Origin of the sequence: Parasphingorhabdus sp. (genome assembly GCF_036964675.1) — a bacterium.
In the GTDB taxonomy this organism is placed as follows: Bacteria; Pseudomonadota; Alphaproteobacteria; order Sphingomonadales; family Sphingomonadaceae; genus Parasphingorhabdus.
Genome location: NZ_JBALTF010000003.1, coordinates 50,183 through 71,423, shown reverse-complemented (window position 1 = coordinate 71,423; position 21,241 = coordinate 50,183). Strand labels below are relative to the sequence as shown.

Annotated in this window: 20 protein-coding genes; 7 read left to right on the top strand and 13 right to left on the bottom strand. The window is 56.6% G+C overall.

What is annotated here, in order from left to right; genetic code table 11:
* Positions 1 to 5: 5 nt before the first annotated feature.
* Together V7665_RS01460 and desA are read right to left on the bottom strand one after the other, a co-directional pair.
* The gene (locus V7665_RS01460) at positions 6 to 716 is read right to left on the bottom strand and encodes a nuclear transport factor 2 family protein (protein WP_335662753.1); all 711 of its coding nucleotides are present in this window, start codon (positions 714 to 716) and stop codon (positions 6 to 8) included.
* Positions 717 to 741: 25 nt separating this feature from the next.
* Complete coding sequence (gene desA, locus V7665_RS01455; RefSeq protein ID WP_335662752.1) at positions 742 to 2,145, bottom strand: syringate O-demethylase; 1,404 nt, start codon at positions 2,143 to 2,145, stop codon at positions 742 to 744.
* Positions 2,146 to 2,289: 144 nt separating this feature from the next.
* Between desA and V7665_RS01450 the strand changes: the two genes are divergently transcribed.
* The gene (locus tag V7665_RS01450; RefSeq protein WP_335662751.1) at positions 2,290 to 3,411 is read left to right on the top strand and encodes a cobalamin-independent methionine synthase II family protein; all 1,122 of its coding nucleotides are present in this window, start codon (positions 2,290 to 2,292) and stop codon (positions 3,409 to 3,411) included.
* Between the two features lie 274 nt (positions 3,412 to 3,685).
* On the opposite strand, the gene V7665_RS01445 is transcribed toward V7665_RS01450, so the two are convergent.
* From V7665_RS01445 to V7665_RS01410, 8 genes are all read right to left on the bottom strand, one after another.
* Positions 3,686 to 4,684: an aldo/keto reductase gene (locus V7665_RS01445; protein ID WP_335662750.1), complete on the bottom strand. Its 999-nt coding sequence runs from the start codon at positions 4,682 to 4,684 to the stop codon at positions 3,686 to 3,688.
* Positions 4,681 to 5,850, bottom strand: a complete 1,170-nt coding sequence (pobA, locus tag V7665_RS01440) for a 4-hydroxybenzoate 3-monooxygenase (protein WP_335662749.1) — start codon at positions 5,848 to 5,850, stop codon at positions 4,681 to 4,683. The genes V7665_RS01445 and pobA overlap by 4 nt, the downstream gene beginning before the upstream one ends.
* On the bottom strand, positions 5,847 to 6,785 hold the full coding sequence (locus V7665_RS01435; RefSeq protein ID WP_335662748.1) for a Gfo/Idh/MocA family oxidoreductase: 939 nt from the start codon (positions 6,783 to 6,785) through the stop codon (positions 5,847 to 5,849). The genes pobA and V7665_RS01435 overlap by 4 nt, the downstream gene beginning before the upstream one ends.
* 18 nt (positions 6,786 to 6,803) lie before the next feature.
* On the bottom strand, positions 6,804 to 7,646 hold the full coding sequence (locus tag V7665_RS01430) for a class III extradiol dioxygenase subunit beta (RefSeq protein ID WP_335662747.1): 843 nt from the start codon (positions 7,644 to 7,646) through the stop codon (positions 6,804 to 6,806).
* Position 7,647: 1 nt separating this feature from the next.
* Positions 7,648 to 8,094, bottom strand: coding sequence for a protocatechuate 4,5-dioxygenase subunit alpha (gene ligA, locus V7665_RS01425; protein WP_335662746.1), 447 nt, complete (start codon positions 8,092 to 8,094; stop codon positions 7,648 to 7,650).
* The gene (locus tag V7665_RS01420; RefSeq protein ID WP_335662745.1) at positions 8,091 to 9,113 is read right to left on the bottom strand and encodes an amidohydrolase family protein; all 1,023 of its coding nucleotides are present in this window, start codon (positions 9,111 to 9,113) and stop codon (positions 8,091 to 8,093) included. The genes ligA and V7665_RS01420 overlap by 4 nt, the downstream gene beginning before the upstream one ends.
* Positions 9,110 to 9,892, bottom strand: a complete 783-nt coding sequence (locus V7665_RS01415) for an NAD(P)-dependent oxidoreductase (RefSeq protein ID WP_335662744.1) — start codon at positions 9,890 to 9,892, stop codon at positions 9,110 to 9,112. Before V7665_RS01415 ends, V7665_RS01420 begins: the two co-directional genes overlap by 4 nt.
* Positions 9,893 to 9,963: 71 nt before the next feature.
* Entirely contained in the window at positions 9,964 to 11,109 is a 1,146-nt protein-coding gene (locus V7665_RS01410) for a LysR family transcriptional regulator (protein ID WP_335662743.1), read from the bottom strand.
* Positions 11,110 to 11,207: 98 nt separating this feature from the next.
* Between V7665_RS01410 and ligK the strand changes: the two genes are divergently transcribed.
* The 5 genes from ligK (at position 11,208) to V7665_RS01385 (ending at position 15,990) form a co-directional block, all read left to right on the top strand.
* Positions 11,208 to 11,882 (top strand): 4-carboxy-4-hydroxy-2-oxoadipate aldolase/oxaloacetate decarboxylase, encoded by a 675-nt coding sequence (gene ligK, locus V7665_RS01405; protein WP_335662742.1) that lies wholly within the window; start codon positions 11,208 to 11,210, stop codon positions 11,880 to 11,882.
* Positions 11,875 to 12,942, top strand: coding sequence for a 4-oxalomesaconate tautomerase (locus tag V7665_RS01400; RefSeq protein ID WP_335662741.1), 1,068 nt, complete (start codon positions 11,875 to 11,877; stop codon positions 12,940 to 12,942). Before ligK ends, V7665_RS01400 begins: the two co-directional genes overlap by 8 nt.
* Positions 12,939 to 13,817, top strand: a complete 879-nt coding sequence (locus tag V7665_RS01395; RefSeq protein WP_335662740.1) for an amidohydrolase family protein — start codon at positions 12,939 to 12,941, stop codon at positions 13,815 to 13,817. Before V7665_RS01400 ends, V7665_RS01395 begins: the two co-directional genes overlap by 4 nt.
* Positions 13,818 to 14,014: 197 nt before the next feature.
* Complete coding sequence (locus V7665_RS01390; protein WP_335662739.1) at positions 14,015 to 15,163, top strand: acyl-CoA dehydrogenase family protein; 1,149 nt, start codon at positions 14,015 to 14,017, stop codon at positions 15,161 to 15,163.
* A complete protein-coding gene (locus V7665_RS01385; RefSeq protein ID WP_335662738.1) occupies positions 15,163 to 15,990 on the top strand; it encodes an FAS1-like dehydratase domain-containing protein in 828 nt (275 codons plus the stop codon). The genes V7665_RS01390 and V7665_RS01385 overlap by 1 nt, the downstream gene beginning before the upstream one ends.
* Before the next feature lie 752 nt (positions 15,991 to 16,742).
* On the opposite strand, the gene katG is transcribed toward V7665_RS01385, so the two are convergent.
* Complete coding sequence (katG, locus tag V7665_RS01380; protein WP_442955151.1) at positions 16,743 to 18,914, bottom strand: catalase/peroxidase HPI; 2,172 nt, start codon at positions 18,912 to 18,914, stop codon at positions 16,743 to 16,745.
* 146 nt (positions 18,915 to 19,060) lie between these two features.
* Complete coding sequence (locus V7665_RS01375) at positions 19,061 to 19,345, bottom strand: hypothetical protein (RefSeq protein WP_335662736.1); 285 nt, start codon at positions 19,343 to 19,345, stop codon at positions 19,061 to 19,063.
* Positions 19,346 to 20,329: 984 nt separating this feature from the next.
* On the opposite strand from V7665_RS01375, the gene V7665_RS01370 reads away from it, so the two are divergent.
* Positions 20,330 to 20,500, top strand: a complete 171-nt coding sequence (locus tag V7665_RS01370) for a hypothetical protein (protein WP_335662735.1) — start codon at positions 20,330 to 20,332, stop codon at positions 20,498 to 20,500.
* Positions 20,501 to 20,666: 166 nt separating this feature from the next.
* Here the strand turns inward: V7665_RS01370 and V7665_RS01365 are convergent, their stop codons facing one another.
* Positions 20,667 to 21,197 carry a hypothetical protein gene (locus V7665_RS01365; RefSeq protein WP_335662734.1) on the bottom strand — a complete coding sequence of 177 codons (531 nt, stop codon included), beginning with the start codon at positions 21,195 to 21,197 and terminating at the stop codon, positions 20,667 to 20,669.
* Positions 21,198 to 21,241 lie beyond the last annotated feature (44 nt).

Sequence of the window (21,241 nt, the reverse complement as noted above, 5' to 3'; positions counted from 1 at the left end):
GGCCGTCAATCCTTGAACCCCTCACGCGCCCGGCTGTTGTCAGCAATGATAGGTTTGCCGGTAACCGGGTGTGGATAATGAAAATCGACAATGTCCGTGGCCGGCCAGAGGCGCGGCACTGGGTATATCAATTCGTCGGGCCCCAGCGGATCTTCCGGGAAACAGGTCGTTGCCATCGGGATAAAATCGATCGGCGTTTTTTGCCAGCCATCGGCGAAGCTGCCATGCCAATGGGGAAAGTAGCGCAATGCCTTGATCTTCCAGACGCCATCTTCGCGAACATATTCATTCTCGTAAATGCCGCCTTCCCACCAGGCGCGGGGATCGCCTTCCGCTGTTTCATGCAGACCGGCCTGCATCATCGACCGTCCGCGCACTTTGGCGGTCTTGCGATCATCCGCGACGTCTATGACCATTTGCAGCTGCGGGTGATCGAGCAGCCAGCCATATTTGGGGCCATTGTGGCCGGCGGTGAATATATTCTGAAACCGTTCCTTGTACAGACGTTCGACGCCGGCCTTGCCTTTGTAAATTCCGCCGAGAAACCAGACGTCCCCTTCGTCGGAGAACAGATCGACACATTCATTATATTGCGATTTGTCGATAAAATATCCGTAGCTATATTGGACCCGGCGGATCTGGTTTATATCCTGTTCAATCCCCAGTTCGTGTTCCAACTTGTCAATGCGCGCCGTCAAAGCTGCAATATCAGACATGTAAATTCCCTCTTTTATTTTTTGGTTATTTTGCAGTCTTTGTGCGCCAGCTCTCGGCATAGGCAGTGCGGGCGACTTCCGAATAGGGAGTGGGTGCGACGATTGCCTTGATCGTGACCTGACGATGGGGTTCAACCGTGGGCTTGCTGGTGCCGCCATCCGGCTCGCCCCAGATGAAGTCCACTTCCGTGCCCGGCTCGGCATATTTTTCGTCGACCATCGCCAGCGTCAGCATCTTGCCTTCATTGGCGGTATAACCGATCCAGGTGGACAGGCCGATCAGCTCGCCATCGACCTCGACCCGGTCAAACGGATGCATTGCATAAACCGCGCTGGGGAAGTCCATGAATTTGGCGCGCAAGCCCTCTTTTTCAAATTGCGTATAAATGGCGTCGGTCACCGAGGCGTTGTCGAGTGCCAGCGTGACCTTCTTGCGCTTGGGTTGCTCAGCCATTTTTTCGAGCGCGGCGCGGCCGATAAAATCATGATCGAATTTTACGAAAAATCCGTAACCCAAATCCCAGGGGCTGAGATAATAGCCTTCGACGCTGTCGGGAACATAGCTGCCGCCGATCGACGCATTGGCTTCATAGTCTTTGCCGGTCAGCCATTCGCGATAGGGCTTCATCGCCTCGCCGGTATAGATTGCTGGCAGCGGGGAGGGGATCCAGCCCGATTCGAGCGTGTTGGACGAATAGGTGCGGCCGCCGACCAGTCGCATATCATGCGCTTTGCCGGCTTCGACCAGGGCGCTGTGCACCGCTTCGCGCTCTTCCCAGGGACCCATGAGTTCAAATCCGGGCTGACCGGCCATGCCGTGACGCAGGGCGTGCACTTTCTTGCCGCCAATTTCCATCCAGCACATGTGAAAGAATTTCAGTTCCGGGGCTGGCTTGCCAGTGACATCTTCGATCACCTTGGCAGAATTGGGGCCTTGCACCTGATAGCGATAGTGGCGCCGGTTTTCCGGGTCGGGGCGAGCTGCTGTCCGTTCGTCATAGGTAAGCTTCACATCATGATCACCGGTTTCCGCATGGAAGGTGATCCAGTTGAGCGTTGGCGCACGACCGACGAGGTTGAATTTATTTTCGGCCAGATAGAACAGGATGACATCGCCGATCACGAATCCATCATGGCTGACGGGCACAAATTGCTTGGCCCGGTCGGGGACAAAATTCTTGAAACTGTTGATGCCAATGCCATTGAGAAATTCAAAGGCATCCGGTCCTTCAACCATCAACTCGGCCATATGATAGGATTGATTGAACAGCACACAGCTATCATTCCAAGCCCGCTGCTCCACGCGCCAGTTGGAAAATTCGGCCGGGACGCCTGGATAGACATTAGGTCCAACCTGCTGGTTGCGCAAAAGTTCGACAGTGTCTCCAGCTTGGTCGAGAATTTGCTCAAGTGATTGTTGATTTGCCATCGGTCCATTGCTCCTAAGAATATTTTATATGCAACAATTTTGGTTGCAACATTGACTTTCAATCGGTTTGTATGTGTTACGTACCAGAACGTCAATTGCTATTGTAAGTAAGACATACAAAAAATATTATGATTGGGAGGTCGGATGAAGATTGCAACCACACATGTAGGAAGTCTGCCAAGAGGCGACGAACTGGTTCCGCTCCTGCTCGCCCGCGACCATGGCGAACCTTATGATGAAGCTGAATTTGATAGCAAGGTTCAGGCGGCGATATCTTCTGTCGTAGACCAGCAGATTGCAGCGGGCGTTACATTTGTCAGCGATGGGGAGCTCGGCAAAGTCGGCTATTCCACCTATATGACGGAGCGCTTGTCCGGCTTTGGCGGCGACGTCCCGCGGAAACCGGCGCTGGATCTCGCGCCGCTTCCCGAGTTTCGCAAGAAGCTGGGCGCGATCATGGGTGATCAGGAATTTGTCCGGGCGGCCTGCATCAGTGAAGTCAAGCTGGTCAATCTTGAACCATGTCATGAAGATATAGGTCGGTTCAAGAAGGCCACCGAGGGCAAGTCCATTCAGGGTTTCATGAATGCTGCATCTCCCGGCCTGATTACCGCGTTTCAGCCGAATCAATATTATCCGAATCATGAAGCCTATCTGGCTGATCTGGTCGATGCCATGCGCCCGGAATATGAGGCCATTGCAGAGGCGGGATTCTATTTGCAACTCGATTGTCCCGATCTCGCGATGTCGCGTCATACAGGCTATCAGGATGCCAGTGAGGCGGACTTTCTCAAGATCGCCGAGGCCAATGTCGAGGCTTTGAACGCAGCGACCGCCAATATTCCGAAGGACAAATTGCGGATGCACATCTGCTGGGGCAATTATGAAGGGCCGCATGATCACGACATTCCGCTGGAAAGCATTGTCGATATTATCTTGAAGGCGCGTCCCGACACGGTTCTGTTCGAAGCCGCCAACCCGCGCCACGAACATGAGTGGAAGGTCTGGGCTGACGCCAAGATACCGGACAGCAAGATATTGGCGCCCGGCCTGATCGACACCTGTTCCAACTATGTCGAGCATCCGGAATTGATTGCCCAGCGTCTGGAACATTTTATCGATATCGTCGGTGCTGATCGCGTCATCGCGTCCACCGATTGCGGTTTTGGCACCTTCGCCGGCTATGGCAAGATTGATCCGCAGGTTTGCTGGAAAAAGCTGAATGCGCTGAGAGAAGGGGCGGATATCGCTGCCGCTCGTATCTAGCAAAGCTGTTGCTAAAATAAAATGACGAAGGCCGGATTGCGCACTGCGATCCGGCCTTATTTTTCAATAGTTGGACAATATCGCCAGGCTCGGCGCGTCCAGCGGCACACCAGCCTTCTTTTTGGCCAGCTCAGCCTTGCGTGTCTTGCCCTGCAAATCGATAAGACAAGTATGGAGCGCCCATCGATCACCACCGTGTCCTTGCTATGGTCATTGGCATAATAGCGCTGGCGAAAATCGGTGGGCGCGGCGTAATTTATGATGACATCGAGCGTCATCCGGCAAATTCCTCGGTGTCGATGGTTTGCTGAATCAGCTCTCCGTAGCGCGGTCCGGCAACGCTTGTCTGATTGATCAGGGCATCAAGGCGGGCCTCCGTTGCCGCGGAGATTTGCCAGTCCCACCGCGCGAGATTTTCTTCCAGATGAGCGATGGAGGCGGTTCCGGGAATGGCGACAACATGCTCGCCTCTCGACAATACCCAGGCCAGGGACAGTTGCGCGGGTGAAACACCCTCCTCCGCTGCGATCGCATTAAACTGATCAACCAGTCCCAGGTTTTTCGGCCAATTCTCTTCGTTGAACCGGGGCATATTGCGGCGGAGATCCTTCTCCGCCAGCGCATCAACATCGCGCACGCCATTGGCCAATACACCGCGCGCAACCGGGGAGAAAGCAACGAGCGTTGTGCCCAGTTCACGGCAGGTCTCGAGGACCGCGATTTCCGGATTTCGGGTCCACAGCGAATATTCGGTCTGGACGGCGGCGATGGGGTGTACCGCCGCTGCTTTTCGGAGCGTTTCTGCCGACATTTCGGACAGACCGATGCTGCCGATTTTGCCTTCCTTGATAAGCTCGGCCATCGCGCCAACCGATTCCTCGATCGGCACATCAAAATCCCGGCGATGCATATAATAGAGATCGATAAAATCAGTCTGCAATCTTGTCAGCGATTCCTCGACACATTTCCGGATCGCCGCCGGACTGCAATCAACGCCGCGTTTTGCCCCATCGATAATCAGCCCCATTTTGGTGGCGAGGAAAAACTCTTTCCGGCGGCCGTGCAGCGCATTGCCGATCAGAGTTTCATTATGGCCGAGGCCATAAATATTGGCGGTATCGAGATGGTCATAGCCCAGGTCCAGCGCCTGGTGCAGCAACCTGGCCGCATCCTCTTCCGACGGCGGCACGCCATAGGCCCAGGATAGCGACATGCAGCCCAGTCCGACCGGATTGATGCTTCTGCCATTGATGCTGCGTTTTGATATGCTCATAAAGGCAGTCCTACATAATTTTCTGCAATGCTGGTCTGGGCAGCGACGCTGCTGGCGATATAGTCCAGTTCCGCCATCTGCATCTGCCGTTCGAACGGACCGTCTTCGGGAAAGCGGTGCATCAGCTTGGTCAGCGACCAGCTGAACCGCTCGGACTTCCAAACTCTGGCCAATGCCTTGACCGAAAAGCCCGCGATCGCGTCATGATCGCCCTGTTTGAAAAAGCCGATCAAGGCTTCGGACAAATAAGCCACATCCGAGGCGGCGAGGTTCAATCCCTTGGCACCGGTCGGTGGAACAATATGAGCGGCATCCCCGGCCAGGAAAAGACGGCCATGGCGCATCGGTTCGAACACATAGGAGCGCAGCGGCGCGATGCTTTTTTCGATCGATGGCCCGCGCGTCATATTCGCCGCCGCTTCCGGGCCGAGGCGGATGGCGAGTTCATCCCATAGCCTTTCATCGGACCAGTCCTCGACTTTTTCGGTCAGGGCAACGTCGATATAATAGCGGCTGCGGGTCCGCGAGCGCATCGATGCCAGCGCAAAGCCGCGTTCGTGATTGGCGTAGATCAGTTCCTCGTGACATGGCGGTACATCGGCCAAAATGCCCAGCCAGCCGAACGGATAGACGCGCTCAAATTCCTTTGCCACATTTGCCGGAATTGCCTTTCTCGAAGGACCATAATAGCCATCGCAGCCGGCGATAAAATCTGCATCGATGCGCTGGGCTGAACCGTCTTTTTCGAAGGTGATGTAAGGATTGTCGCTTTCGGCATCGTGCAACGAAACATCGGCGGCTTCGTAGATGATTTGCAGACCGCGTTCCGGCGCAGCATCCATCAAATCGCGCGTCACTTCGGTCTGGCCGTAAATCGTCACATATTTACCGGTGAGCCCGAGTGTATCGATCCGGATCAGCCGTTCGCCATCGGCAAGCGCGAAGCCGGATTCCTTCAGGCCCTCGCTGTGCAACCGCTCGTTGATGCCGAGCCGGTCCATCAAATCCGTCGTCGTCCGTTCCAACACACCCGCTCTTATCCGCCCGAGCACATAGTCCGGTGCCTGGCGCTCTACGATGACGCAATCAATGCCCTCGGCGCGCAGCAAATGACCCAATAATAGTCCGGCCGGTCCCGCTCCTATTATGGCAACCTGGGTTTTCACCCGAGCTGCTGCTCCAGATCGTGGAGCACCTTGTAACAGGGCAATACTTGCGCAACCGAGCTGTTCGGTTCGCGGCCTTCCCGGATAGCGGCGATAAATTCGCGATCCTGCAATTCGATACCGTTCATCGACACGTCGACCTTGGACACGTCAATGGCTTCTTCCTTGCCATTCACCAGATCGTCGTAGCGCGCGATATAGGTATCTGTGTCACCGATATAGCGGAAGAATGTACCCAGCGGACCGTCATTGTTGAAGCTGAGCGACAGGGTGCAGATAGCGCCGCTTTCGGCCTTCAGCTGGATCGACATATCCATCGCGATGCCCAGGTCCGGATGGATCGGCCCCTGGATGGCATTTGCCTGCACGATCGGGCCTGCCTGATAGGCGAACAGGTCAACGGTATGGGCCGCGTGATGCCAGAGCAGATGATCGGTCCAGCTGCGCGGCTGACCCTTGGCGTTCATATTCTGGCGGCGGAAGAAATAGGTCTGCACGTCCATTTGCTGGATATTAAACTCGCCCGCCTTGATCCGGTTGTGCACATATTGGTGCGACGGATTGAAGCGGCGAGTGTGCCCGACCATGCAGACAAGGCCGGTTTCCTTCTGCTTGTCCATCACCGCCTGGGCGTCGGCCCAGCTGTCGGCCAGCGGGATTTCGACCTCGACATGCTTGCCCGCATTCATCGCCTTGATCGACTGATCGGCGTGCATCTGGGTTGGCGTGCAGAGGATCACCGCATCGACATCATCCCGTTCTAGCATCGCTTCATAATCTGTGGTGGCGAAGCCGACGCCATATTTATCCGCCATCGCCTGCGTCGGTTCCAGACGCCGACCGACCAGCGCTGTCACTTCAACACCGTCAATATTCTTCAGACCGTCGAGATGTTTTTCGCCAAAAGCGCCGCCGCCGGCGAGTGCAATTTTCATGTTAATTCTCCGTCGAATTTAATTGTCGGGTTCGAGCACGATATGCCCGATCGCCGTGTTACTGCAGGGGATATGATAGTGACGGTGCAGGCATTTGGTCTTTTCGCCGAGCGCCCCCCGCATGATCAGCCACATCACCATCTCGATGCCCTCGCTGCCGGTTTCGCGCAGATATTCAATATGCGGAATATTGCGGATCTCGTCGCTGTCGCCGATCAGGCCGTCGAGAAACTTATTATCCCATTCGGGGTTTAACAGACCGGCACGCGGTCCTTGCAACTGATGGCTCATGCCGCCGGTTCCCCAGATCTGTACGTTCAAATCTTCCGGGAAACTTTCAACGGCGCGTTTGATCGCTTCACCGAGTGCCCAGCAGCGATTGCCGGACGGCACCGGATAGGTGACAACGTTGACCGCGAGCGGCACCACTTTCACCGGCCATTTTTCCGGCTGACCATACATCATGCTGAGCGGCACGGTCAGGCCGTGATCGACGTCCATCTCGTTGATGATCGTCATGTCGAACTCGTCGAGGATCAGGCTCTGCGCTATATGCCAGGACAGATCGGCATGGCCTTCGACGTCCGGCACCTCGCGCGGCCCCCAGCCCTCATCCGCCGGCTTGTAGCTTTCACTACAACCAATGGCGAAGGTCGGGATGAACTTCATGTCGAAAGCGGAAGCATGGTCGTTGTAGACCAGAATGATCACATCCGGCTTTTCTTCCTTTTCCCATTTTTTCGTCCATTCATAGCCTTCGAATATCGGAGCGAAATAGTCATCTTTCGTCTTGCCCTGATCAACCGCTACGCCGAGCAACGGAACGTGGCTGCTGCCAACACCTGCCGTGATACGCGCCATATCAATTCACTCCCTTGTTATTGTCGGCCGCCGCAAGATTGGCCTTGATCGAGCGATTGCCCTCTGGCGAACGTCCGCCCTTCTTCATCATGTCCTGATATTCGGGAAAGCTCATGTCGGTCATGGTCGAAACCGCCTCAGCAAAGCTCAGTCCGTCGGTTGAAAATACCTTGGCCAGAAAATAGACATTGCCGCCCAGATCGAGGCAACGATTATAGTCGCGCGCCAATATGGCTTCCTTTTGATCTTCGGTCATCGGCCAGTCTTCGAGATATTTTCTCTCGTCCGCTTTCCACGCCTCGCGATTTTCCGATTTCATCAGACTCATCGCAAACTGGTTCAGCCAATAGCCTTTTCTTGCCCGCGCTGCGGTGAACACCCGGGTTCCCGGGATATCGTCCAGTTCGGCGAGATATGCATGAATATCCCGGACCTGTTGCTTGCTCATAATCCTCTCTCCTTCAATTGGGCATCCAGCCGGGGGTAGACCCGCCGCGCATTGCCCTCAAAAATCGCGTGCCGCTCGGCATCGGAAATATCGAGCGCATCAACATAACGTTTCGTGTCATCAAAATATTGACCTGTCTGCGGGTCGATGCCGCGCACCGCCCCGACCATTTCGCTGCCAAACAGGATATTTTTGTTGTCGATCACGTCGGCCAGCAACGTGACGCCGGGCTGGTGATAGACACAGGTGTCAAAATACACGTTGTTCATCACATGGCCGGACAGATCCGGTTGCTTGAGCATGTCGGCAAGGCCGCGATAGCGCCCCCAATGATAGGGAACCGCGCCACCGCCATGCGGAATGATGAACCGCAGATCCGGAAAATCCTTGAACAGATCGCCCTGGATGAATTGCATGAAGGCGATCGTGTCTGCCGCGATATAATAAGCGCCGGTTGCATGCATGGCCGGATTGCAGCTGCCCGAAACATGGATCATCGCCGGTACGTCCAGCTCTACCATTTTCTCGTAGAACGGATACCAGAATGTATCGGTCAACGGCGGGTGTTCAAACTTGCCGCCGCCGGGGTCGGGATTGAGATTGCATCCGACAAAACCCATGTCGACGCAACGTTCCAGCTCCTCGATACTGCCCTGCATGTCCGCTTTCGGACTTTGCGGCAACATGCAGACTGGCACGAATATATCCGGATAGAGTTCGGCGCAGCGCTTGATCAGATCATTATTCACCTGCGCCCATTTTTTGGCGACGCCTTCATCACCGATATGCGGCGCCATCGCCGATGCGCGGGGCGAGAATATCGTCATGTCTGCACCGCGCTCTTTCAGCAACCTGATCTGGTTTGCCTCAAGCGTTTCGCGGATCTGGTCGTCGGAAATTTCGGGATAAGGCCCGGCCGGTTCGCCGGACGCATAAGCCGCCTTCTGCGCCTCGCGCCATTCATTATGCGCTGTCGGCGCTGTGGTATAATGACCATGACAATCAATGATCAGGCTCATGCTGCCAGTCCTCCCTTATTCGCCATTTGCCGCTGGCGGGCAATCGTGGCTTTTGTCATCAGTGGTTCGATGCCCAGTGCATCCAGGGTCAAAGCGACCTGTTCCATTTCTTCTGCGCGGCGCAACCCATGGGTGGTCATCCGCTCGATATTGTAATTTGCCTTTTCAGCCCATTCCGGACCGAGCGATTGCAGAACATCGTCACTGACACCGGCTTCGCGGGCGGCGAGCATCATTTCTGCGGTCAGCGCTTCGATGCCCTTGACCATGATCGAACGGATCATCTTGATCGATGATGATTTGCCGATTTCTCCATCCACCAGACGAATATTGTCAAAACCGAGCTTGCCCAGAACAAGCGCTCCATCGGCTGCATCAGCGCCGGAAAGCAGCAGCGGCACGGACATCTCGGCGGGATTGACCGGCGCCATGACCGCAACATCGACATAGCGTCCGCCTGCTTCATCAATATATTTTGCCGCGCTGCGTTTGGTATCGGGTGCCACCGAATTCATATCAAAATATAGCGCGCCCGGTGCAATGCCCTGTGCAGCTTCTTCTGCAGCAGCCATAGCCTGACCGGCGGTCACAAGACTGATGATCGCAGCGGAACCCTTTATCGCGTCACGCGAGGAAGCGCATCCGATCACACCTGCCGCCCTATATTCCGACAACTTGTCCTTGATATCATAGACTCGCGCGGCATCACCCCAACCGCCTGCCCTGGCAAAGGTCGAGCCCGCTTCACCGAAACCGATAAGAGAGACATTTTGCGTCATGACCGGATGCTATCTGCAAGCCGAGATATCTGCCAATTGGAAAGCGAGATTGGCTATAAGATAAAGCGAATTCAGTTTTTCGCCGCCGCTTCCAGCATCGCCATGAAAGCCCGCTGCATCGCGGTTGGCATCCAGCCCGCGCGCGTGGTTGCGCCGATGATCCGGTGCAACCCTTCCGGCGGCTCGCCGATTGCCGACAGCCATCCCGCCTCCAGTTCCACGGCAACCTGATCCGGCGAGAGCAAGGTCAGAAAATCGCTTTCGAGCAATATCTGGCGGATGGTAATCACCGAACCGCATTCTATCGGAACATCCGGACAGGCTATCCCCGCAGACTCGAACATTTGCTCCCACCGCATTCTGAGCGGCGTGCCAGGGGCAGCGATGATCCACGGGTAACTGGCGAGTTTCTCGAGATCGGGGCGGTGGCCCTGCAATGGATGACTATAGCGGCCGATAACCACCGGATGATCTTCGAATAGCGGCCTTTGTTGCACGTCATCGCCGGGCGGGGGATCGCGCAGCGCCCCGATCAGAAGATCCAGTTCACCGTCACGCAGTGGCTCGATAAGCTCATTATGGCTGCCCTCGACAATCCGGATTTCGCTTTCGGGATAAGCATGGTGAAATTGCGCCACAGCCTTGGGCAGCAGACGCGCTCTGCACAGAGGCATGGCGCCAATCGAAATTATGCCCGTTTCCCGGCCCTTGAGTGCCTCCAGTTCCGACAGTCCGGCGGCAAGTTCGGCGCGGGCCAGACGGAAGAGGCGGGCCAGCGCGCGACCCTGTGCGGTCAGCGCCATGCCTTTGCCGCGCCGTTCCAGCAATTTGCGCTTCAGGGCGATGGCAAGATTGGCAACCGAACGATGCAGCGATGGCTGCGCCAGACCCGACATCGCGCTGGCGGTTGGATAGCTGCCATGCTCTGCCACCGACAGAAAGGCGCGCAATTGCGCCATGGTCACGCGGGTCGAACCGATATTGGCCAGTGCGGCCTCGATCCTGGGGACAAATATCGTCGCAGCGGACGTCGGAGTCATCCCGTCCGGATGACGCTCAAACAGCGGTTGCCCCAATTGTGTTTCGAGCTTCACCAACCCCTGGGTTATCGCCGGCTGGGTCAGATTTACCGCATCTGCCGCAGCGCTTATGCTGCCTTTGTCGCAGATTTCCATCGCTGCATACAAATGACGCAAGTTGAGTTCCCAAATTTCCATGGAACAGGATTAGCACAATCTTATAGCCCGGCCCAAGTTCCAAATTGCGCAATCCCGCTTGGCCTGCGACACTGACATGATTGTTAGAGGAATTGAAAATGGCGAATATTGTTGTTCAGAATATTGAACGGACCGATCTGAAACTGGTCGATGCACTCGGCAAATGCGGCGTGGCGACAGTCCACGAAGCACAGGGCCGAACCGGCCTCATGGCCTCGCATATGACGCCGATCTATGCCGGAGCGCGCGTGGCCGGAAATGCCGTCACCATATCGGCAGCGCCCGGCGATAACTGGATGGTCCATGTCGCGATCGAACAGATGCAGGCGGGCGACATATTGGTTCTGGAACCGACCAGCCCCTGCGAAGATGGCTATTTCGGCGACCTTCTGGCGACATCGGCGCAATCACGTGGTGGTCGCGGCCTGATCATCAACGCCGGTGTTCGCGATGTCCGCGATCTCACCCAAATGAATTTTCCGGTCTGGTCGAAAGCTGTCTTTGCCCAGGGCACCGTCAAGAACACATTGGGTTCGGTGAATATCCCGATCGTCTGCGCCGGCGCTCTTGTAAATCCGGGTGATGTGATCGTCGCCGATGATGACGGCGTTTGTGTAGTGCCGCGGCAAAATGCGGCCGAAGTGCTGGAAAAGGCGCAGGCGCGGGAGGCCAATGAGGAAGACAAAAGGCAGAAGCTGGAGAGCGGCATCTTGGGCCTCGACATGTACAGCATGCGCGAGCGGCTGGAGAAGGAAGGCCTGAAATATGTCTGATGCGCCGATGACCTCGGCCCGTGTCATGTGGATGCGCGGCGGGACGTCAAAAGGCGGCTATTTTCTGGCGGCGGACGTGCCTTCCGACAGAGTTGAGCTGGACCCGTTTCTGCTCCGCGTCATGGGATCTCCCGATGAGCGGCAGATTGACGGCATGGGCGGAGCCGATCCGCTGACCAGCAAAGTTGCCATCGTCAAAAAATCGGATCGCGACGGCATTGATGTCGATTATCTGTTTCTGCAAGTCTTTGTCGATCAGGCTTTGGTCAGCGATGCGCAGAATTGCGGAAATATATTGGCCGGCGTTGGCCCATTTGCGATCGAGCGCGGACTGGTTGCAGCCACGGGCGAGCAGACCAAGGTCACGATATTCATGGAGAATACCGCGCAATCCGCCGTCGCCACGGTGGAGACGCGCGGCGGCATGCCAGTCTATTCCGGCGAAGCCCGCATCGATGGCGTGCCCGGAACAGCGGCGCCAGTGCCGCTGGAGTTTCGCGATACCGCGGGATCGAGCTGCGGCGCCTTGCTGCCCACCGGAAACGCGGTAGACATCATCAATGATGTGCGCTGCACGTTGATCGACAATGGCATGCCCTGCATCGTGATGAAGGCGGAAGATGTCGGTGCAACCGGCTATGAAAGCCGCGACGAACTGGATGCAGCCGAAGACGTGAAGGCGCGTATCGAGGCGATCCGGCTGGCTGCTGGCGAGCGCATGAATCTCGCCGATGTCGCGGAGAAATCTGTGCCCAAGATGATGCTGGTCGCCGCACCCAGAAACGGCGGCGCGATAACGGTGCGCAGTTTCATTCCCAAGCGCGCCCATGCCAGTGTTGGCGTGCTCGCTGCGGTGACGGTTGCAACGGCCTGCCTGATCGAAAATTCGCCCGCCGCCGAGGTCGCCGATATCCCCGAGGGCAGTCGCAAAACCATGTCGGTAGAACATCCGACTGGAGAAACCACCTGCGTCATGGAAGTCGATGATGGCGGCAATGTGACCAGCGCCGCGATGCTGCGGACCGCACGCAAATTGATGGACGGAGAGATTTTCGCATGAGCGCCGATACACAGGGCCGGATCACAAGCTGGCATGGCAATCCGTCGAAACCGACATTCACCCCGCCGCCGGGAGCCGTGGACGCCCATTGTCATGTCTTTGGCCCGCAGGCGCTGTTCCCGTTCAGCCCGAAGGCAAAATATCTGCCTGCCGACGCAGGGCCGGACATGCTGTTTGCCTTGCGCGATCATCTCGGGTTCGAACGCAATGTAATAGTGCAGGCAAGTTGCCACGGCACCGACAATGCAGCGACTCTGGATGCCATTGCCAGGTCGGGCGGCAAGGCGCGCGGTGTCGCTGTTGTTGATCCGGACATCAGCAAGGCCGAACTCGAAAAGCTGCACGATGGCGGCATGCGCGGCGTGCGGTTCAATTTTCTCAAACGGCTCGTCGACAATGCGCCCAAGGACAAGTTTCTCGAAGTCGCCGGCCGCCTGCCCGCCAGATGGCATGTCGTGATCTATTTCGAAGCGGACATATTGGACGAGATGCGCGCCTTCATCGATGCGATACCGGTGCCGGTGGTGGTCGATCATATGGGCCGCCCGGATGTCAGCCAGGGACCCGACGGACCGGAGATGAAAGCCTTCCGGTCCTTGCTCGATTCCCGCCCGGACATCTGGTTCAAGGCGACCTGTCCGGACCGGCTGGACGCGACCAACGATCCCTGGGACGACTTTGCCAGAGCGGTCCGTCCCTTGGTCGAGGATTATCAGGATCGCGTGCTATGGGGCACCGACTGGCCCCATCCCAACATGCAATCCAACATCCCGGACGACGGCCATCTGGTCGACATGATCCCCAGGATCGCGGTGACCGAGGACTTGCAGCGCAAGATGCTGATCGACAATCCCATGCGTCTGTATTGGTCCTGAAATATTTGACTGGCCCAGCTGCGGGAACATCTAATCCCCGGCTCGCGTGATTGGCAGTTGATATTCCAGCCGAGTTCGTTTCAATCAACATGAGCATGACCGCCGCTTATGCGCTATCCGGATTGTGAGCCTTTGGCCGGCGCTCCCGGAATTCGGGCATAGCTGGTCAACCGTGAATGATTGAAGGACAGGAATGAATGCAGGATTATAGTGATATACGCGCGGAAGTTGCCAAGCTTTGCCAGAAATTTCCCGGCGAATATTGGCGCGCGCGGGACAAGGCGCGCGAATATCCGACCGATTTTGTCAACGCTCTCGGCGAAGCGGGATATCTTGCGGCCCTGATCCCTGAAGAATTTGGCGGTGCCGGACTGCCGATTTCCGCGGCGGCAGCGATCCTCGAAGAAATTCAGGCGCAGGGCTGTAACGGTGGCGCGGTGCACGCGCAAATGTATATCATGGGCACGATGTTGCGCCACGGATCGGACGAGCAGAAATCCCAATATCTGCCAAAGATCGCCACCGGTGAATTGCGCCTGCAAGCATTTGGCGTAACCGAGCCGACCAGCGGCACCGATACGCTGGCGCTCAAGACCGTCGCCAAGCGTGATGGCGATGATTATGTCATCAATGGTCAGAAATTATGGACCAGCCGGGCCGAGCATAGCGACTTGATGCTGTTGCTCGCCCGTACGACGCCGCGCGACCAGGTGAGCAAGCGCACCGACGGCCTGTCGGTCTTTCTTGTCGACATGAACGCAGCGCTGGGCAACGGCCTGACCATCCGGCCGATCGAGACGATGATGAACCACAGCACCACCGAATTGTTCTTTGACAATATGCGCGTCCCCGCTGCGAATCTGATCGGCGAGGAGGGCAATGGCTTTCGCTATATTCTCTCCGGCATGAACGCCGAGCGGCTGCTGATTGCGGCGGAATGTATCGGCGATGCCAAATGGTTCATCGAAAAGGCCACCGCTTATGCCAAGGAGCGGGTACTGTTCGGCCGACCGATTGGCCAGAACCAGGGCGTGCAATTCCCGATCGCCCGCGCCTATGCGCAGATGCGCGCCGCCGAGCTGCTGGTCCACGAGGGCCTGCGCAAATATGAAGCGGGCGAAAATTGCGGCGAGGAAGCCAATATGGCCAAGATGCTGGCCGCCGATGCCAGCTGGGCTGCGGGAGAAGCCTGCGTCCAGACCCATGGCGGCTTTGGTTTTGCGGCAGAATATGATGTCGAGCGCAAATTTCGCGAGACCCGGCTCTATCAGGTCGCTCCGATCAGCACCAATATGATCCTGTCCTATGTCGCCGAACATGTGCTGGGCCTGCCGAGGAGCTATTGATGAGCGGCTGGGCAGACTGGATCGGCAAGAGCGAGACCCGTAGCGACCTCATAACGCCGGGCCTGCTGCACCGCTTTTGCGCGACCATCGACCGCCCGGTCACTGACGACATTCCACAGGGGCTGCACTGGTGTCTCTGTCTACCCGATGCTCCGGCGGCTGAACTGGGGAAAGATGGTCATCCCGCGAAAGGCGGCTTCCTGCCACCGATCGCCCTGCCCCGCCGGATGTGGGCGTCGAGCAGCGTCTCTTTTGATCACTCGCTGCAATTGGGTGATGAAGTGTCCCGCATCTCGACCATCGCCTCGATTGAGGAGAAATCGGGGAAATCCGGCGATCTGGTATTTGTTGCCGTCGATCATGAAACGCGCGTTGGTCAGCAGGTAGCGATAAGGGAAAGACAGAATATCGTCTATCGCCAGCCCGCTGGGCCTTCCGCCCCCGCTCAGCCCGCCAGTGCCAAACCTGCTGACATGAGCGGGTGGGACTGGCAGCAGCAGATCATTCCGTCCGAGCCGCTGCTGTTCCGCTACTCGGCGCTGACCTTCAACAGTCACCGCATCCATTATGACAAGCCCTATGCGGTGCAGGACGAAGGCTATCCCGGCCTGGTCGTGCAAGGCCCGCTGATGGCGACATTATTGCTCAATCTGGCGGCAAGCGAGCTGGGCGCAAACAAACTTTCCCGCTTTTCCTTCCGGGGACAATCTCCTGCCTTTGCCAATGCCGCGATATATCTGGTCGGGAAACAGGACGCCGAGAAAATCACGCTCGCCGTGCTGGGCAATGACGGCAAGGAAATTATGACCGCGCAGGCAGCGATCTAGGCACTGCCCGTGAGAACTTTACAGCAGCGCGTCTTTTTATTTTCTGTGACCTTTGGCCCAAAGCTCTGAATTTTCGCCGTTTTCTCGTCACCCGCCCGGTGGCGAGTGTGACCTTTCGACCGGCTGAAAAATCTGGTCCGGTTGTTGGAAGCTGAGCGATGCCGTTTCGATCATATCCAGAATGTCAAAGAGCCTGTCCCGAATCTGGCGCAGGACCGGTCACGAGGATAAGCGATCGGGCGGAGTGTAGGAAAGCGCTTTTGCAGCGCGGCTTTGGGGGGGGGCTGCGACGGGGTCATTCAGTGCATTGTCTCCGGAATTCATTTAAAATTCTCCGTTCGTGCTGAGCTTGTCGAAGCATGTTGGCGCGCACCCGTCCTTCGACAGGCTCAGGACGAACGGGGGAGCCGGACTGGCCGTTATTGTTTGGGGATATATCCGCCAAGCACCTTTTCCGTGAGAGCGCCGAGCGGTTGAAGATTCTCGCACGAAGACACAAAGGCACTAAGCGTGACGCGCATCTTTGTGTCTTCGTGCGCGTTTTTGGATTGGATTATCTTCGGCAGCCTAGTGGCTGAATTTCCAGTGCGGCAATCAGCAGCGTCAGTTGCCTGACGCCCGAGGTCCTGAGCCGTCAGGCCACCGGAGGTAAACGAGTTCAGGATGACGAGGACTTGCCAAGTACGCGCAAAAGAAAAGCCCGGCAGCTGCGGTTCACGCGGCCACCGGGCTTTTCATTTTTCAGACCTGACCTAGAAACGGTCGGCGTTCATCACCTTGGTCCAGGCTGCCGCGAAGTCGTCGACAAATTTCTGGCCCGCATCATCGGAGGCATAGACCTCGGCAACGGCGCGCAATTCCGAATTTGATCCAAAAATCAGATCAACCGGGGTCGCGGTCCACACCTTATTGCCCGTGTCGCGGTCGCGGCCTTCGTATAGCCCGACGTTCGTTGCTGACTTCGCCCACTCGGTCTTCATATCAAGCAGATTGACGAAAAAGTCATTGCTGAGCTGTCCGGGATTAGCGGTAAACACGCCATTTGACGACCCGCCCGCATTCGCGTTGAGAGCACGGAACCCGCCTACCAGCACGGTCATTTCCGGTACGGTCAGATTGAGCGCGTCGGCCTTGTCGACCAATGCTGCCGCTGGAGCCAGATCGGCACCGGAGGCATAATAGTTGCGGAAGCCGTCAGCCTTGGGTTCAAGATAGGCGAAGGATGCCGCATCGGTCTGCTCCTGGGTGGCATCGACACGTCCGGGCGTGAAAGGCAGACTGACCTTGTGGCCAGCCTTGTCTGCCGCCTGCTCGACCGCTGCATTGCCGCCAAGCACGATCAGGTCGGCGAGCGAGACTTTCTTGCCGCCGGTGGCGCTCTTGTTGAAATCCTTCTGGATTGCTTCCAGCTTGCCAAGCACCTTGGTCAGTTCAGCCTTGTCGTTGACCGACCAGTCGCGTTGCGGCGCCAGCCGCAGCCGCGCACCATTGGCACCGCCGCGCATATCAGTGCCACGGAAGGTCGAAGCCGAGGCCCATGCGGTCCGCACCAGTTCGGGCGTCGCCAGACCGGAAGCCAGGATTTTTGACTTGAGTTGCGCCACATCCGCATCGCCGATCATGGCATAATTGGCTGTCGGCAGAGGGTCCTGCCAGACAAAAGTCTGGCTCGGCGCGTCCGCTCCGACATAGCGGGCCGACGGGCCGAGGTCACGATGCGTCAGCTTGAACCAAGCGCGAGCGAAGGAGGCCGCGAATTCATCGGGGTTTTTATGCCAGCGTTCGGCAATCTTGCGAAATCCGGGATCTTCCTTGACCGCAATATCGGTGGTGAACATGATCGGCGCATGGGTCTTGCCAGGGATATGGGCGTCAGGGACCATATTGGCAGCGGCTGGATCGCTTGGAATCCATTGGGTAGCACCGGCTGGGCTCTTGGTCTTGACCCATTCGAAGCCGAACAAATTGTCGAGATACTGGTTTGTGAAAGCGATCGGATTGGCGGACCATGCTCCTTCGAGACCACTGGAAATCGTATCCTCGGCATTGCCCTTGCCGCATTTATTCTCCCAGCCCAGGCCCTGTTTTTCGATGCCGGCAGCGGACGGTTCCGGAGCCAGGCATTCTTCGGGCTTGTGCGCGCCATGCGCCTTGCCGAACGTGTGACCACCAGCGATCAGCGCCAGCGTTTCCTCGTCGTTCATCGCCATATTGCCAAAGGCACGACGGATATCGGCAGCAGCAGCCAGTGGATCATGATTGCCATTCGGGCCTTCCGGATTTACATAAATCAGGCCCATTTGGGTTGCCGCCAGCGGTCCCGTAAGGTTGCCCTTGCCGTCGCGGCGATTGTCAGCCAGCATTTTTGCTTCGGGACCCCAGAATACCAGATCAGGCTGAAAGGCATCGACCCGGCCGCCGGCGAAACCGATCGTCTTGAAACCCATGTCCTCGAGCGAAACATTGCCGGCGAGCACCATCAGGTCACCCCAGGACAATTTGCGACCATATTTTTGCTTGATCGGCCAGACCAGACGGCGCGCCTTGTCCAGGCTGACATTGTCGGGCCATGAATTGAGCGGTTCGAAACGCTGTTCCCCGCCATCGGAGCCGCCGCGGCCGTCGCCGACGCGATAGGTACCGGCGCTATGCCAGGCCATGCGGATGAAGAACGGACCATAATGACCATAATCGGCTGGCCACCAATCCTGCGACGTGGTCAAAACCTTGCGGATGTCCTCCTTGACCGCTGCGAGGTCGAGCGACGCGAATTCAGCGGCATAATCATAGTCAGGTCCATAGGGATTGGACTGCGCCTCATGCTGGCGAAGTGCCGCCAGATCAAGGCTTTGCGGCCACCAGTCCTTGTTGGACATCACGGATTCTTGTGCTTGGGCGGGGCTTGCCATGACCAACGGCGTCATCGATGCCGCGAGTAAAGCGAAAAGCGAAACTTGTGATTTGAACATCATTCTCTCCTACTGAATTTCGAAATTGTTAAGTCGATATTACCGCCATTTGAATAGATGACGAAACCAGTAAAATTCCTGAGTGTAATCGAACCGGTCGATCAACCTGGCCCCGGGAGATATTCGCAACCGGTTTTGCCGACTTCGACATTGCAATAGAGGAACAGCAAGTAGTTTTTAAGGCAGCGACGGGAATATTTTCGTCCCGACCAAAAGCGCCAGCCATGCAGATGGAACCGCTTATCCAAAAGGGCGCAGACTGGGGTGCCGAAGCCCGGTTTTGGCGACTCCATCGGACGCAACGAGAGAAGTCCGACGGTCGGGTCGCAATGGCCGTCGAACTTCTCCTGAATACCCAAAAGGGCTTGGTGCGGCACCGGGATCATATCGAGTGGAATGCTTCATCTGACCGATACCGCAGCCCTTGGTTAGCCGAGTCTTTTTGAGCGCACTGTGATGGCGATCACTGGTCATCGAAAAAGCGGAGGATGAATCATAAAATCCGGAGACCGGTTCATCGCAGCGGCCAAGCAGGACAAAAAAACGGGAGCTTACCCGAAGATAAGCTCCCGCTGCGCCTCTGTTGGGGCCACTATCCTCTTGCGATTCCAGTAGCCGCTTGTTCGGCGTCCGGTTTCCGGTCCAAATCCGTTAATGGTCAGTGGTTTTCCACGTGTCCGCTTGCGCTTCCTCGCTTCGGTTTCCAACCCGCACTTGGTCCAGTCACCTGATGATCTTAGTCCGTCTGATCCGATCGGGCTTGCGCCTTCCCTTTTCGGACTTTCTCCGATCATCGATCCAGAGATCAATTTCCTTTTCTTGCGAAAAACAAACCGGTCGTCTCAATCATCTTCCGGGTTCCGGGCTGTCCTGCGGGTCATTGCTGACTGGTCGCTGGTTCGTCCGTTTCCCTTCCGATGACTTATATATGACTCTGTATTCCGAGTCGCTCCTAGTTGAAAAACGAAAGTTATCCACAGGCAGGCCACTTAGCGGTGGAAAACTGCTGCTGATATGGTGGATAATTTCCAAATTTTGGATTTGATCGCGAATTATGGAATTTTGTCCGCTGGTCCGGCCCTGCTCTTGGGAGGGGATGGAGGAGGGACCGGACCTTTGGACCAATCCCGGCGCCGCAATCGGGAGGAGGATGCGGCAGCCGGGATTGTAACTTTTTGCCTTAGACCTGAACCGTCGTGAGCAGAATGATGCTGCTAACGGACAGGGCGGCGACTATATTGAAAAGCGTTCTCATGGATTTTCTCCTTATTTCAACGCCGATCAAACATCTCTTTTCCTGCGTAACTTACAAACTCCAGATGGTCGCACGAGAATTAGGTTTCAATTGAAAATGGAGAATAATATGTTGCATGTTTTGCAACTGGGAAGCCGGTATCGCCGCAAAGATGCTGGGCGATTATCCCCAGGTGAGCACCGCTAGCTATAACGGGCGGATCACCCTCTCTCGTGAGGGAGAAGGGAAAATCAAACCGTTGTTGGACAAGCTGTTCGACAAGCTCAGTACCGACGGATCGGGATAAGTGCATTAGTGAACCATCCAACTCTCGTCATCCTGAACTTGTTTCAGGACCTCGTGAGATTGTGCAGTGCCGATGGAGGTCCTGAAACAAGTTCAGGATGACCAAGGTGGTGTGATGACTGAGGACGAACGGCAGCTAACCAAATAGCCGCGCTGGATCACCGCGTCTATTTGCTTTCGGAAAACTCCAGCACACCTTTTGATTGCTTGGCTGATATTTCCGTCAACGCCAGCGAGAAGGGATCGCCTTCATCGGTTTTTCCGGACAGGTTGGTGCCGTCCCGTGCGACTTCGAAATCCTTGCCGGACAATTGCCCCGCATACCAGTCCGCCAGCTTGTCAGCACTTGCCGGTGCCTTGAAACTGATTTGAACCTTGCCACCCTCGCCTTTCGCATCTTCAATATCAAAGCTGGTTATCTGACTGCCCGGATAAAGATCGACATTGTTCATATCGAAATCATCGCTGTCGAGCGTGATCGACGGCAAATCGACTTCCATCGAGAAACCATCAGCCTTGATCGAGAATTTGCTGTCCTCCTCGCCGCCGCCAATTTTGATTTTTTCGGCGTCGGGCTTGCTGTCATCGCTAAAGTCGATCGACAGCCCCGAACCATCGGCGGAGTCATCTTTCACCTTGCTGCAAGCGGACAGGGCAAGCGGCAGCGCCGCCAGTAAAATCAGATATTTTGGGGCCATGCGAAAATCTCCAGACTGTATTGCTATATTAATACAGTCTGGAG

Bases quoted from the DNA above. Each gene is read 5' to 3' on its own strand.
- V7665_RS01460 (WP_335662753.1), bottom strand. From the start codon at position 716: ATGTCTGATATTGCAGCTTTGACGGCGCGCATTGACAAGTTGGAACAC.
- desA (WP_335662752.1), bottom strand. From the start codon at position 2,145: ATGGCAAATCAACAATCACTTGAGCAAATTCTCGACCAAGCTGGAGAC.
- V7665_RS01450 (WP_335662751.1), top strand. From the start codon at position 2,290: ATGAAGATTGCAACCACACATGTAGGAAGTCTGCCAAGAGGCGACGAA.
- V7665_RS01445 (WP_335662750.1), bottom strand. From the start codon at position 4,684: ATGAGCATATCAAAACGCAGCATCAATGGCAGAAGCATCAATCCGGTC.
- V7665_RS01435 (WP_335662748.1), bottom strand. From the start codon at position 6,785: ATGAAAATTGCACTCGCCGGCGGCGGCGCTTTTGGCGAAAAACATCTC.
- V7665_RS01430 (WP_335662747.1), bottom strand. From the start codon at position 7,646: ATGGCGCGTATCACGGCAGGTGTTGGCAGCAGCCACGTTCCGTTGCTC.
- ligA (WP_335662746.1), bottom strand. From the start codon at position 8,094: ATGAGCAAGCAACAGGTCCGGGATATTCATGCATATCTCGCCGAACTG.
- V7665_RS01420 (WP_335662745.1), bottom strand. From the start codon at position 9,113: ATGAGCCTGATCATTGATTGTCATGGTCATTATACCACAGCGCCGACA.
- V7665_RS01415 (WP_335662744.1), bottom strand. From the start codon at position 9,892: ATGACGCAAAATGTCTCTCTTATCGGTTTCGGTGAAGCGGGCTCGACC.
- V7665_RS01410 (WP_335662743.1), bottom strand. From the start codon at position 11,109: ATGGAAATTTGGGAACTCAACTTGCGTCATTTGTATGCAGCGATGGAA.
- ligK (WP_335662742.1), top strand. From the start codon at position 11,208: ATGGCGAATATTGTTGTTCAGAATATTGAACGGACCGATCTGAAACTG.
- V7665_RS01400 (WP_335662741.1), top strand. From the start codon at position 11,875: ATGTCTGATGCGCCGATGACCTCGGCCCGTGTCATGTGGATGCGCGGC.
- V7665_RS01395 (WP_335662740.1), top strand. From the start codon at position 12,939: ATGAGCGCCGATACACAGGGCCGGATCACAAGCTGGCATGGCAATCCG.
- V7665_RS01390 (WP_335662739.1), top strand. From the start codon at position 14,015: ATGCAGGATTATAGTGATATACGCGCGGAAGTTGCCAAGCTTTGCCAG.
- V7665_RS01385 (WP_335662738.1), top strand. From the start codon at position 15,163: ATGAGCGGCTGGGCAGACTGGATCGGCAAGAGCGAGACCCGTAGCGAC.
- katG (WP_442955151.1), bottom strand. From the start codon at position 18,914: ATGACGCCGTTGGTCATGGCAAGCCCCGCCCAAGCACAAGAATCCGTG.
- V7665_RS01375 (WP_335662736.1), bottom strand. From the start codon at position 19,345: ATGATCCCGGTGCCGCACCAAGCCCTTTTGGGTATTCAGGAGAAGTTC.
- V7665_RS01370 (WP_335662735.1), top strand. From the start codon at position 20,330: ATGTTTTGCAACTGGGAAGCCGGTATCGCCGCAAAGATGCTGGGCGAT.
- V7665_RS01365 (WP_335662734.1), bottom strand. From the start codon at position 21,197: ATGGCCCCAAAATATCTGATTTTACTGGCGGCGCTGCCGCTTGCCCTG.